The following is a 13,618-nucleotide window of genomic DNA, read 5'->3' as shown; positions in this document are numbered from 1 at the left end:
TTTTCGACGTAACTTTTTTGCAAAGGTTTAATTTTATTTGCACTCTAAGATACTGTTTTTTAGACCTTATTATAATGCTCGGATATATGTTGATCTATGCATTAAGTATCCCCGGCCGAAGTAAGAAGGTGTGTTTTTTGATCTGAGTAATTTGATTTTTCAAAGAACAAGAAATCATTTAGAGCATTTCGGTGATTGGCTTAAATCGAAAGGTTAAAAAATAGGACTAGTATAGACTAATACACTACATTTACTTAAAACCATAAACTATGAAAAATCAATTTAAAACCATTGCCTTTATTGCACTTGTGTTTTCCTTAACTTTTGCGACTTGCGGAAAAAGGATTTGCGATAAAAAAAATAGTGACGATAAAAACATGAGTGACATGGATAACGAGTCACCAGATTTAATGTTGAAGTCTGGGAACTATGAATCGAAAGTAAGCGTTACGCTTGAAAAGCCTATCGATTATGAATTTTATACAAAGGGTACAATTGAGTATTCACTTAATGGTGAAATAGCAGCCGTTGTGAATTACGGTGATGGTGAGATGGACTCATGGGCAACAAAAACTATGAATGGAAAAACAGAAGAATTCGATATGTCGAAAAAATGTTCAAAGGATAAGAAAGGTGACTATGATAAAAAAATTGTAAAACCACTTGTAAAAACCGAGAACTGTAAATACATCGTAGAAGGAATTATTAAATATTTTAAAGATGGTAAATGGGTTTCTACTGTTGATTACGGCGATGGCACCTGCGATGATATTGCTACAAAGACCTGGAAAGACGGGAGTAAAACGTTTAGCCTTTCTGGAAAAAAGTAGATTCTTTATACAAAAATTAAAAACTGAAGCAGATGAAAATCGCTTCGGTTTTTTTGCTTTAGTTAGAAATGCACTACGTTTATATACTTGCCACCTGAAATTAAATAAATTTTATGTTGGTGAAACGCTGGATACAGCGCCGTGTTAAGTTTTTCATAATGATGTTGAGGTAATGGTTTTATTTCTAATTTTCGCCTAAATTGTTTAGTTATGTAAAGGTTGAATTAATTGTTTAGAAATGGAGGCGCATCCATTTGGCCTTAAAATACATTGCAATTGCTCAGTTTAAAGAGTACTTTTGTGCAAAAATTAAAGAAGTTATCTTAAAGATTTCCGAAGTTTATAAACCAGTTGGAAAGTGAATAAAATAAAGAAATTAATGTTTAAAAGTAAAATAAAATACAATCACTTTAAGTTCAAATTCTTATTTATTATTTTAGTTGCAGTTAGTGCTCTAAGTATTTGCCTTTCGCCAAGTTTATTTTCAAATCAAAGCAATAATTATTTTAAGAATGATTCTTCTTATTTGTTTAAACAAAGAAAATTATGTTTAATAGACACTACTTCTGAAAATAAAGTAATGAACTATATATATAATGCTCCTGAATCTGAAAAGGATGAACGTTACGGTTATCACTGGGAAATACTAAAAACAGCCTTAGAAAAGACTAAAAAAAAGTACGGACTTTATAAAATGACACGAGCAAAATTTATGACTGAAAGACGTCAGTTGCACGAAATTAAAAAGGGCTCAAAAGAAATTAACATTATGTATTTGGGGACCACGCAAGAATTGGAAAGAGACTTGTTGCCAATACGAATTCCGGTTGACAAAAATTTAGGTGGTTATTGTGTTATGTTAATTCGAAAAGAGGACCAAGAAAAAATTAATCGAATCAAAACTTTGGAAGATTTCAGAAAACTGTCAATTGGTTTGGGGTATGGTTGGATAGACGTGAGTATTCTCGAACACAACAAGTTTAATGTAGTTACAGGCTCTAGCTACGAAGGACTTTTTAAAATGTTGGCAAATAAACGATTCGATGTGTTTTCAAGGTCGGCGGTTGAGATTATAGATGAGTTTAATTTGAGGAGTAAGGAGTTTAAGAATTTAAAAATAGAAGACAGTCTGTTACTTTATTATCCATTACCGATGTATTTTTGGTTCTCGAAAAATGAAAAAGGCTTAAAACTTAAAAAGCGTGCAGAAGAGGGAATGCGGATGATGATAAAGGATGGTAGTTATGATTCGATTTTTAATAGATACCACGGTAAAAAGACACAAATTTTGAATTTACGAAAAAGGAAAATATTTAAAGTTGAAAACCCTTTTCTTGTTGCAGAAACACCATTCTCGGATCTGAGTCTTTGGTACAACCCAATTAGTCGCAAATAACAATGAATAAGTCAAAAATTTCAATAAGCCTGGTTTCGCTGGTATCGCTACTAGTATTCACCTTACTCTCTTTTGGTATTTTTGGAACGATTTATTATAATCATCTTAAGAAACTAGAATTAGAAAAATTAAATGAAAATTTAGAAACTACTGTTAATCAGCTTTCAAAAGGTCTATCAGTAGCTGTATGGAACTTTGATGAGGATCAAATAAAAAATGTTTTAAAAAGCGGATTGCAAAATAAAAGTATTGACGCCGTTTCCATTGAACTAAATGATATTGAGAAAACACGTTTGTCGATCGTTCGAGATGCGTCTTTGGAATTAAAAATTGTAAGAACAATTGCAGTGCCTAAACCAGATGCAATAATACTCAGCGCTGAAATTTCTTATGATGATGAAAATATAGGAAAGGTAATTATTAATGGAACTAGTCAATTTGTACTGGAAGAATTAAAAAAAGAAACCAAGTTTCTTGGGAGTTTTATATTGTTAGTGATTGGTTTGTTGATTAGTGGAGTAGTATACATTTATTTTACCATTGTCATTAAACCACTTAAATATTTGGAGCAATATGCATTGGCTTTCAATTTTGAGAATTACAATTCAAATCCAATGAAAAAGAAAAAGTTTTTCAAGGAGCCCGAGAATCTTGGACTTTCACTTCAAAAAATGGTTACAACTTTAGGTAGTAATTATAAAAAACTGGAAGAAAGTGAAAAGCGATTTAAAGATATGACTAACTTGTTACCAGTGTCGGTTTATGAAACAGACCTTAATGGGAAACTCACTTTTATTAATAAGACTGGTCTTGCAATGTTTGGATATAACAATGACGATTTAGAAAGAGGACTTTCAATTTTAGATTTTATTAGTTCTGATGATAAAGAACGTGCAGCGTTGAATGCAGCAAATATTCTGAATGGAACCAAAAATTCCGGTGGAAATGAATACAATTTTGTTAAACAGGCTTTTGTGACCTTTCCAGCTAGGGTTTATTCCTTGCCAATATTGCTAGATGGTAAAATAATTGGTATGCGTGGTGTCGGTATTGACCTCACTATTGAACGAGAAAACGAGACAAAGCTTCATGAGCTCACTGAATTAAATTACAAGAAAGAAAAAGAAGCTGAAAAGCTAAGGGCTCTTTCACTCATTGAAGGTCAGGAAGAAGAAAGATTACGGATTTCAAGAGAAATTCATGATGGAATTGGACAAATGATGACGGCGATTAAGCTGAGTATGGAAGGCATAAACTCCTCTTTAGAGAATGCTGAAAATGATAAATTTGAATACACTAAATCACTTGTTCACGAAGTGATTTCGGAATTAAGACAAGTTTCAAAAGATCTTTCGCCTACTTTTCTGTATGAATATGGCCTTTACCCTTCGGTAAATCAACTGACTAATGGAATCAACCGAATGGATGTTATTCAGGCAAATTTTAACTCCAACATACAAGAACAGAGATTTTCTTCTTTTATTGAAATTACGCTTTATAGAATTATTCAAGAGGTAATAAACAATGCCTTAAAGTACTCTAAAGCAAGTGTGCTCATCATTAATCTTATTCAAGACGCTGAATTTTTAGAATTAAGTGTTATCGATGACGGTATCGGATTTGACATGGCATCTAAAAGCTGTTTAAATGGTGCTGGCGGTAACGGTTTAAGAAATATGGCTTCCAGAGCTAATTTATTAGGAGCGGAATTTAAGATTACGAGTTCTCCTGGTGAAGGAACTCAAATTAGTTTGCAGATTCCTATAGAAGATTCCACTTTAATAAGTGATGAGCTTTCATAAATTCTCTGAGATCAAATCGGATTTTTTTTTACGAAATAAAAGTTAAGTCTTTAATTTCAGTCAACGATTAAAAAAAATAAATAATGATTATCTTATACAGTTAGGAGGCTAATGCACTAATTTATTTAAGTTTTTGTTACAAAATTTCTGCGATTTATGTAACTAATTCCCTCACTTATGTAATTTCTTTGATTGATAATGCCAGACTTTTGTCTTGTGAAACACTTTCACACGTGCACTGCCATAAGCAGGATAAAAATTATCTAAAATGAAATCAAAAAAAATAATTACTGCAATTGCCATTGTAGCAATTGCAATGTCAAGTGCTTGCAAAAAGAAAACTACAGTTACGCCGGTTCCTAATCCAACAAATCCAACAAATGTTATTACCCTTCAATCGACTATTCAATCACCAGTAAATCTTGCGGGAGCTACTAGCATCGCAATTCTTGCGGGTACTGGAATTACCAATACTGGTGCAACAATCATTACAGGTGATATGGGATTAAGTCCAGGAACATCAATGGGCGGATTTCCTCCCGGAATATTAAATGGTGTTCTTCATATTAATGATGCCATCGCCAACCAAGCGAAACTAGATCTTACAGCAGCTTACAATGATGCTGCAGGAAGAACCGCAACGGATATTGTAACATTATCGGGTAATATTGGTGGACTAACCTTAACGCCAGGTTTGTATAAATCAACTTCGTCATTAGCGATTTCTTCGGGTGATTTAACCTTTGATGCTAAAGGAAATAAGGATGCTATTTTTATTATTCAGATTGCTTCGGCATTAACTACAACTTCTGATCGCAAAGTCATTTTAATTGGCAGTGCTCAAGCTTCCAATATTTTTTGGCAAGTAGGTAGTTCTGCAACATTAGGAACCACTTCTGTTTTTAAAGGAACGATTATGGCTATGCAGTCTATTTCATTTAACACTGGCGCTTCGCTTAATGGCAGAGCACTTGCAAGAACGGGTGCTGTAACACTTGAAGGGAATTCAGTTGTGAATTAGAATTTTTAGGGCTAATTCGGCTCAGTTTATTAATTAAAGGGCTTTACAGTATTTCTGTAAAGCCCTTCCTATATTACATGTATTTCCGAATGAATACCTTATCAGTGAAATATGTAACTAATATAAATACGATGTAAGATGTATGGTTCAAAAAATTACTCACTTTGATCCGTGGAAATGAATCCACATTAAAACTAAAATCATGAAAACAAAAAATACCAAAAAGAGTTTGTTCTTAGCATTACTTCTAAGTCCAATGATACAATTTGCACAAGCACCTAATTTAGGTAGCGCAGCAAATTTCGTATTGTTTTCTTCGAACGGAGCAGTGAGTAATACAGGATTATCTCAGGTAACAGGAAATGTAGGAACAAACAATGGTTCAAGTACTGCATTTGGAAATGTAAACGGTGTAATGCACGATAACGACGGAGCAAGTGCTCTATGCGCTACCGACGTACTAGCTGCTTACAATCAATTAAATGCATTAGTGCCTACGTTTTTTCCGGCGCCTTTGTTAGGTAATGGTCAAGTTTTAAACGCAGGTATCTATTCCATTTCAGGTAATGCAAGTTTAAATTTAGAATTAAAATTAGATGGGCAATCGAATCCGAATGCGGTTTTTGTAATTCAAATACAAGGGGCATTATCAACTGCAGCTTCATCAAAGGTGAAGTTAGTTAACGGTGCACTTGCCTGTAATGTTTTTTGGAAAGTAGAAGGTCAAGTAAGTATGGCATCTGGTTCAACCATGCGTGGAACTATTATTGCGAATAATGCAGCAATCAATATAAATGTAGGCGACACACTTGAAGGAAGAGCACTTTCTACTACTGGTGCAGTTTCTATTGATGGAGCACTTGTTTATACACCGGTTGGTTGTGGAAGTCCATTACTTACAGGTCCAGCAGCTCCGAATTTAGGTACAGCTGCTTGTTATGCAATTTTTTCGAGTGATGGTGCAGTAAATAATAGCGGTGTTTCCACTATTACAGGAGATGTAGGAACTAACAACGGTTCTACAACAGGTTTTAATCCTTTATTAGTTACAGGAACGGTTCATCCAATCCCTGATGTGGCCACGGCACAGTGCGCGGCTGATTTATTAGTTGCTTACAATTATTTAAATACATTGCCTTACGATATTGAACTTTTGTATCCTGCACAGTTTGGATTAGGTCTGGTTCTTACTCCCCATGTTTACCGCATGGGTGGTGCTGCAACATTTGTTGATACACTGTATTTAAATGCTATGGGAAATGCGAATGCAGTTTTTGTTATGCAAGTGAACGGAGCGTTTTCTACATCAACGTATTCTAAAGTAAAATTAATTAATGGTACACAATCTAAAAATGTGTTTTGGAAAATAGAAGGTGCGGTGGATATTAATGACTACAGCGTGTTTAGAGGAACTATTATTTGTAACAACGCAGCTTTGGGAGCTATTAATACAGGAGTTATGCTTGATGGAAGAGCTTTAACCACCAGTGGAGCTTTAAGCACATTTGCTATAACAGCTGTTATCCCAAGTACGTGTGTTAACGTTCCCACAGGCATTAAAAGTTTTGGTGATTTAAATACGTCTGTTACAATTTATCCTAATCCATTTAATACGTCATTAAACATAAGTGTTAATGATGCTTCGTTAAATCCAAATCATGAATTGAAAATTTATGATGTTGTAGGAAAAGAAATGATGAGTATAAAAATTTCAGAAGCATTAACTACAATTGATACCGCTAATCTAAGCTCAGGAATATATTTTTATAAATTATTTCTCGGCGAAGAAATTATTCAATCAGGAAAATTAGTTTCTAGGTAAAATTTCTTTGTGGGTGAAAAGGTCTTCTCGGTTTTCCGGGGAGGCTTTTTTTATGATCGTAAATCGTTTATTGAAGATCCTAATGGCTTTAAGCGTTTAGGTGTTATTAGGTTTATCATAAAAAGTAAAGTGATGCATTTAGTAGCATAGATAAAAACAGTGAAAGATGTAAGTTAATGCAAGAGTTGTGTAATGGATTAGGCGGCTTGTTTGTGAATCTTTGTACTACAAAGAAACAAATAACTAATAAAAATTATTATGAAAAAGATAACACTAATAGCCGCTATAACTTTTGCCGCTTTGTTTTCAGCAGTTGCACAAGATAAAAACAACACAACGGACTTCCGTTCACGTTTTACACTTGGCGCAAAAGCAGGAGTAAATTATTCGAACGTTTACGATTCGAAAGGGGATCAATTTGTCGCGAAATCAAAACTAGGTTTTGCAGGAGGTTTATTTTTTGCAATACCAATTGGCAAGTTAATCGGAATTCAACCAGAAATACTTTTTTCACAAAAAGGATTTAAAGCAACCGGAAGTATCCTTGATGGTCCATATATTCTAACAAGAACTACGAGCTATATTGATATTCCTGTTTTCTTTGCTTTTAAACCAAGTGAATTTTTAACGCTACTTGCAGGACCTCAACTTTCGTTTTTAGTAAAACAAAAAGACGAATTTAAAAATGGTACCACAACCATTGCGCAGGAACTTGCTTTTCAAAATGAAAATGGACGGAAGAATACCCTGTGTGCAGTTTTAGGCGCTGATCTTACCATGAAGCATTTTGTTGTAGGGGTTAGAGCGGGTTGGGACGTGCAAAGTAATATTGGTAGTGGATCAGATTTGACACCACGTTATAAAAATGTTTGGTACCAAGCAACAATTGGCTACCGCTTTTATTCGGAGTAACTATTTTAAGAATGTTGAGCTGCAAATTTTTGCGCAAACCATATAACTAATAATGAATTAATCAAAAACTAAAATATCACATGAAAACATATTTAATAACAACAGTTCTTTTTATTATACTAATTGGAACAAAAGTTGCAGCACAAGATGCAATAGAAGAAAAAACTTATCCAGAAAAGTTTGGTAACACACTGAATCTTGGTATAGGAATTGGTTACTACGGTTACATTAATCAAAATACGCCGGTATTGCATGCTGATTTTGAATTCGATGTCATAAAAAATTTAACTGTAGCACCTTCTATTTCATTTTACACTTACGAAAATTATTATTACTGGGGCGGACCAAAAAACGCTTATCGTGATTACAGATATAGACAAACCGTTATACCCGTTGGTGTAAAGGTAACCTACTATTTTGACGAATTGTTGAAGGCGAGTAACCGATGGGATTTTTACGCTGCAGGTTCTGCTGGTGTTGCTATTCGCAGCACTGTTTGGGAAAGCGGTTATTACGGCGATACAAAAATAAATCACAGTAACAGTAATGTTTACGCTGACATTCATATTGGTGCTGAGTTTCACATGACTAAAAAACTTGGGTTATTTCTTGATCTTTCTACTGGTGTATCCACTTTTGGACTAGCGGTTCATTTATAAGTAAGCGTTAAAAATTAAAAACAAACAAACAAATAAAAAAAATAATTATGGGAAATTTACTTTACACCGTAGCAGTTGTGCTAATTATTATCTGGGCAATTGGCTTTTTAGGATTTCACACTGGTGGAATAATACATGTATTACTTGTTATTGCAGTAATTGCTGTGATATTAAGACTGATAAAAGGAGATAGAATTGTTTAATTAAACTAAAAATAAATCAAATAAAAATGAAAAACATGAACACAGGAAAAGTAGTATTAGGGGTATTAACAGGCGTAGCAGTTGGCGCAATTTTAGGAATATTGTTCGCACCTGAAAAAGGGTCAGATACAAGAGCTAATATAGCAAGAAAGACCTCTGATATGGGTGATGGTATTAAAACCAAATTCGAAGATTTGTTGGCTGGTTTAAATGAAAAATTTGACGACCTTAAAAGTAAGTCGAGTGAAATTTTGGAAAACGGTAAAGGTAAAGCCGAAGAAATAAAAAGAACCATAAAAAGCGATATCGCTTAAGGGGTATCCATTAACTTTGATTAAACTCAAGAATTATGCAGGAAGATGCTAATCTCATAGAACCTCTATACGAACGTATAGAGGAGTATGGAAAAACAAGTTACGTGCTCTTTAAATTAAAAGCACTTGAAAAAGCTACGGGTATAGTTTCCACTTATGTGTCAAAAACAATAATAATTTCTGTCTTTGCGATGGCAGCTCTACTCGTAACTATAGCATTTTCTATGTGGTTAGGAGAACTTTTAGGAAAACTCTATTTTGGTTTTATTTGCCTGGCAGGGATATATAGTCTCTTGGGATTTGTTCTGTATTTTTTTATGAATAAATACATAAAAAAACGCGTAATGAATTCAATTGTAGCTCAAATGTTAGAATCACAGCCATGACAACTATTACTCCTATTTCGCAACTACGGCAAGAAATTTTATCGCTTGAAATTAAACAAGCACGAGAAAAAGCCTTATTAAAAGAACAGCTCCTAATTTCTTATAATAGTATTCAACCAGTAAATCTCATTAAGAATGCTTTTAGTCAACTCACTGAAACACCTGATCTAAAAAACGAACTCATAAACACTACGATGGGTGCCGCTTCCGGATTTCTTGTTAACAAATTAATTGTTCGCGGTTCTCATAATCCCCTTAAACAAATTCTAGGAACACTGTTGCAAATTGGGGTATCGTCTCTTGTATCAAATAAAACAAAAATTCTAACATCCGTTGGAAAATATCTTTTAAACCCTTCTCGTAATAAGCGAGATTCCGATTAATCTTATTTGGATAACGAAATTGTAATTCTCAATTAAGTTATAAATGGCTTTAGCTATTATTAATCGTACTTCTCAGGTATGGATCATAATCCTCATAATTCAGTGAATTATGTAACATTTCCAAAAAAACATGTAAAGTTTCTTGGCTTAATATGTGCAGCTTTGATTAAGTTATTATATAAACTTGGGAACCACTTTGCTGCGATCCATTTAAAATCAATAGGGAAAAGTTTGGTCAGTTAGCAGTGTTAGACTAAAAGAACTCTTTCATTATAGTTTATTTTTAAGAAAGTATAGTACAATAACTCTTTTATAGACGTACCTTGATAGAATAGTAACTTAATTTACAAAAATCTGAAACTTTATATAAAATACATGGTAAGCAATCGCTGCAAAATGGCGGTAAAGGAAGAGCTAAAAAAACTAGACTTGCACTTTGTGTTAGTTGATTTGGGAGAAGTTGAAGTAATGGAGGATTTATCTACCGATTCTTTGTTACAGCTTAAATTGGCTTTGCAAAAAGTTGGTCTTGAGTTAATGGACGATAAAAAAGCCATGCTTATTGAAAAAATTAAGAATGTAATTACTGAGATGATTCATAACTCTGATGAAGTTTTAAAAGTTAATTACTCTGATTTTTTGAGTGAAAAGCTCGACTACGATTACACTTATTTATCGAATATTTTTTCGGAAATGAAAGGTATTACCATACAACAGTTTATCATTCAACATAAAATTGAACGCGTAAAAGAACTGTTGTTGTACGACGAACTCAATTTAACCGAAATATCCTACAAAATGAATTACAGCAGTGTGGCCCATTTGTCGAACCAATTTAAAAAGATTACAGGACTTTCACCTTCGCACTATATGCAATTAAAGGATAAGAAAAGAAAACCGATAGAAGATATTGGGAATTTTACTGAAGAATCAAACGATTGATTCTACTAAATGTAAACGCATCAAAAAAACTATTTCATTTTATAAACAGTTTATGAATAAAGAAGGTGTATCAGAAGCGGAAGTTTTAGTAACTCTTAAAAAGGAACTTGTTTTATTGCGGAACGAAAATGTTAAGCAACTAGCCGAGCTATTGCAGGTGCGTGAAGAACTTATTCGTATAAAAAAGGAAGAAGGTAAACGCGCTGCGGAACTTGGCGTAGCGAATGAGAAGGTTTTTTTTGAAGAAGTAGAAAAGAAAAAAAGAGCCGCTGAACTTGGAATAGCCAATATTGAATTAGCCTATCAAGGAGGTGAGAAAGAAAAACGGGCTGCGGAATTAAATCTTGCCAACATAGAACTTGCCTATCAAAATTCGGAAAAGAAAAAGCGAGCAGCTGAATTAATAATAGCCAATTATGCCCGTAGTTTAATTGAGGCAAGCCGAGATCCATTGGTAACGATTAGTATTGAGGGAAAAATAACGGACATGAATCAGGCTACGATTGACGTTATAGGAGTGGCTCGTAAAGAGTTAACAGGAACTGATTTTTTTCAATATTTCACTGAATCTGAAAAGGCAAGAAAGGGTTATCAAGAGGTTTTTGAAAAAGGATTCGTAATTGATTACCCGCTTACTCTCAAAGATCATAAACTCACAGAAGTATTGTTTAATGGTTCAGTTTACAAAGATGGAGACGGAAATGTATTAGGGGCTGTTGTAGTAGCGCGTGATATCACTGAACAAAAAATTATTGAGAAGGAATTAACAGAGGCAATGGTGTTCGCGGAGTTAGCTACCGAAATTGCCGAGGAGGCAAAAATTAAGGCGGAAAGTGCAACTAAAATAGCTGAAGATGCTGTAAAGGCAAAACAACAGTTTCTGTCGAATATGAGTCACGAGATCCGCACACCAATGAATGCGATTATTGGTTTTACTAAAGTGGTATTAAAAACAGAACTCACCACAAAACAGAGAGAGTATTTAACCGCTATAAAAACAAGTGGTGATGCATTAATTGTTTTGATTAACGATATTCTTGATCTGGCAAAAGTTGATGCCGGAAAAATGACATTTGAAAAAACTCCATTTAAGATGGAGTTGTCTATTCAAGCCATGTTGCACTTATTTGAGACAAAAATTTTAGAAAAAAACCTGGTGTTAGTCAAGGAGTACGACGCGAAGATACCACGCGTTTTACTAGGAGATGCTGTAAGATTGCACCAGATTATTCTTAATCTGGTGAGCAATGCTGTCAAATTCACTAACAAAGGTAAAATTATTGTTAGCGTTAAGTTATTAAAGGAAGATGAGAAGCATGTAACAATTCAATTCTCGGTGAGCGATACAGGCATAGGTATTCTTCCAAATAAACTAGAAAAGATATTCGAAAATTTTCAGCAAGCATCCAGCGGAACATCCCGTCTGTACGGAGGAACCGGACTTGGTTTGGCGATTGTAAAACAATTGGTTGAAGCTCAAGATGGAAAAATTACCGTTGTCAGTAAAAAAGACGAAGGTTCTACTTTTAGTTTTATTTTAGACTTTAAGAAAACGACGTCAAAAGCCTTATTGTCTGAAGACTTGATTCAAATAGATGATTCGAATAAGAGCATTAAAGTACTTGTTGTGGAAGACATAGCACTAAATCAATTGTTGATGAAAACCTTACTTGATGAATTTGGATTTGAGCGGGACATTGCCACTAACGGTAAAATAGCGATTGAAAAATTAATTAATATTAGTAAAGATCCAACTATTAAACCATTTGACGTTATTTTAATGGATCTACAAATGCCCGAGATGAACGGATTTGAGGCGACGGAATACATTCGAAATGAAATGAATTCAGATATACCGATCATTGCATTGACAGCCGATGTAACTACAGTTGATCTCGAAAAATGTAAAATAGTTGGAATGAATGATTATCTAGCTAAGCCAGTTGATGATAAATTGCTTTACAGTAAAATTGTTAATCTAGTTAATGGAAATAAATCGAAACCTCTTCCAGCTAAAGAAATGAAAGAAACGCCAAAAAAAATAAAATGCACGGATTTGCAATACCTATTGCTTAAAACAAAATCAAATCCTAAATTAATGATGGAGATGATTTCTTTGTATCTAGAACAAACGCCTACGTTAATCAATTCCATGAAACTTGGTTTGCAAAATAAAGATTGGGAGGTATTACAATCGGCAGCTCATAAAATTATTCCTTCTTTTGCCATTATGGGAATTAGTTCAGATATTGAAAATATAGCAAAAAGAGTACACGAATATGCAAATACGCGGAAACTCGAAGAGAACATTGAGGATCTTGTAGCCCAACTTGATCTTGTGTGCAGTCAAGCCTGTGCGGAATTGATAGAAGAATTTAATCTTATAAAAAACAGTAAGCATGAATAAACCGGAAAGAGTAAAATTGTTTTTAGTAGATGATGATAAAGTGTTTTTGAAATCATTGGAAATTGACTTCCTGGAAAACGCTGATTTTGTTGTTGAAACATTTCCAACTGGAGAACTGTGTGTTGAAAATTTATCAAAAAAACCTGATCTTATTATTTTAGATTATCATTTGAATGGAATAGAAAAATCTGCCATGAATGGAATATCTACACTTGATAAAATAAAAGCAGTTAATGCGGATATTCCAGTAATCATGCTTTCTTCGCAAGATAAAATTGATGTTGCTGTAGATTGCATGCATCACCAGGCTTTTGACTACGTCGTGAAAAGTGAAACCGCTTTCATGCGCCTTAAAACCATTATTAGTAATGCTTTCCGTTTAAAAAAGGTTGAGAAAGAGCTAAAGTGGTATATGAATAAAATGTAATTTTTTTCCTTTCTTAGTACTTACTCAAAAAACTCAATTGGGTTAAATCTCGTTTCTTTTTAAAAAATAAAAATTACAGTCCGAAAAATTCTTCATGTGTTTTGTATGGGTACC

The 13,618-nt window shown here is 33.8% G+C and carries 14 protein-coding genes; all 14 read left to right on the top strand.

Annotation, left to right across the window (positions count from 1 at the left end; all coding sequences use genetic code 11):
- Nucleotides 1-269 precede the first annotated feature (269 nt).
- Nucleotides 270-830: a hypothetical protein gene (locus P2086_RS17695; RefSeq protein WP_317898096.1), complete on the top strand. Its 561-nt coding sequence runs from the start codon at nucleotides 270-272 to the stop codon at nucleotides 828-830.
- Nucleotides 831-1,209: 379 nt separating this feature from the next.
- Nucleotides 1,210-2,226, top strand: a complete 1,017-nt coding sequence (locus tag P2086_RS17690) for a substrate-binding periplasmic protein (RefSeq protein WP_317898095.1) — start codon at nucleotides 1,210-1,212, stop codon at nucleotides 2,224-2,226.
- A gap of 2 nt (nucleotides 2,227-2,228) precedes the next feature.
- Nucleotides 2,229-4,028 (top strand): PAS domain-containing sensor histidine kinase, encoded by a 1,800-nt coding sequence (locus P2086_RS17685; RefSeq protein WP_317898094.1) that lies wholly within the window; start codon nucleotides 2,229-2,231, stop codon nucleotides 4,026-4,028.
- Between the two features lie 268 nt (nucleotides 4,029-4,296).
- The gene (locus tag P2086_RS17680; protein ID WP_317898093.1) at nucleotides 4,297-5,049 is read left to right on the top strand and encodes an ice-binding family protein; all 753 of its coding nucleotides are present in this window, start codon (nucleotides 4,297-4,299) and stop codon (nucleotides 5,047-5,049) included.
- A gap of 202 nt (nucleotides 5,050-5,251) precedes the next feature.
- Nucleotides 5,252-6,871 carry an ice-binding family protein gene (locus P2086_RS17675; RefSeq protein ID WP_317898092.1) on the top strand — a complete coding sequence of 540 codons (1,620 nt, stop codon included), beginning with the start codon at nucleotides 5,252-5,254 and terminating at the stop codon, nucleotides 6,869-6,871.
- 258 nt (nucleotides 6,872-7,129) lie between these two features.
- Nucleotides 7,130-7,783 carry a porin family protein gene (locus P2086_RS17670; protein WP_317898091.1) on the top strand — a complete coding sequence of 218 codons (654 nt, stop codon included), beginning with the start codon at nucleotides 7,130-7,132 and terminating at the stop codon, nucleotides 7,781-7,783.
- 80 nt (nucleotides 7,784-7,863) lie between these two features.
- The gene (locus tag P2086_RS17665; RefSeq protein ID WP_317898090.1) at nucleotides 7,864-8,442 is read left to right on the top strand and encodes a hypothetical protein; all 579 of its coding nucleotides are present in this window, start codon (nucleotides 7,864-7,866) and stop codon (nucleotides 8,440-8,442) included.
- A 47-nt stretch (nucleotides 8,443-8,489) separates the two neighbouring features.
- Nucleotides 8,490-8,645: a lmo0937 family membrane protein gene (locus P2086_RS17660; RefSeq protein WP_317898089.1), complete on the top strand. Its 156-nt coding sequence runs from the start codon at nucleotides 8,490-8,492 to the stop codon at nucleotides 8,643-8,645.
- Nucleotides 8,646-8,680: 35 nt separating this feature from the next.
- Nucleotides 8,681-8,959, top strand: a complete 279-nt coding sequence (locus tag P2086_RS17655) for a YtxH domain-containing protein (RefSeq protein WP_317898088.1) — start codon at nucleotides 8,681-8,683, stop codon at nucleotides 8,957-8,959.
- A 35-nt stretch (nucleotides 8,960-8,994) separates the two neighbouring features.
- Nucleotides 8,995-9,345 carry a hypothetical protein gene (locus tag P2086_RS17650; RefSeq protein WP_317898087.1) on the top strand — a complete coding sequence of 117 codons (351 nt, stop codon included), beginning with the start codon at nucleotides 8,995-8,997 and terminating at the stop codon, nucleotides 9,343-9,345.
- On the top strand, nucleotides 9,342-9,728 hold the full coding sequence (locus P2086_RS17645) for a hypothetical protein (RefSeq protein ID WP_317898086.1): 387 nt from the start codon (nucleotides 9,342-9,344) through the stop codon (nucleotides 9,726-9,728). Before P2086_RS17650 ends, P2086_RS17645 begins: the two co-directional genes overlap by 4 nt.
- Before the next feature lie 375 nt (nucleotides 9,729-10,103).
- A complete protein-coding gene (locus P2086_RS17640; protein WP_317898085.1) occupies nucleotides 10,104-10,670 on the top strand; it encodes a helix-turn-helix domain-containing protein in 567 nt (188 codons plus the stop codon).
- A 52-nt stretch (nucleotides 10,671-10,722) separates the two neighbouring features.
- Nucleotides 10,723-13,077 carry an ATP-binding protein gene (locus P2086_RS17635; RefSeq protein ID WP_317898084.1) on the top strand — a complete coding sequence of 785 codons (2,355 nt, stop codon included), beginning with the start codon at nucleotides 10,723-10,725 and terminating at the stop codon, nucleotides 13,075-13,077.
- The gene (locus P2086_RS17630; RefSeq protein ID WP_317898083.1) at nucleotides 13,070-13,504 is read left to right on the top strand and encodes a response regulator; all 435 of its coding nucleotides are present in this window, start codon (nucleotides 13,070-13,072) and stop codon (nucleotides 13,502-13,504) included. The genes P2086_RS17635 and P2086_RS17630 overlap by 8 nt, the downstream gene beginning before the upstream one ends.
- Nucleotides 13,505-13,618 lie beyond the last annotated feature (114 nt).

Source organism: Aurantibacillus circumpalustris (assembly GCF_029625215.1).
GTDB lineage: Bacteria > Bacteroidota > Bacteroidia > B-17B0 > Aurantibacillaceae > Aurantibacillus > Aurantibacillus circumpalustris.
Note: the sequence above shows the minus strand (reverse complement) of the source record. Positions and strands in the feature narration are given on the sequence as shown.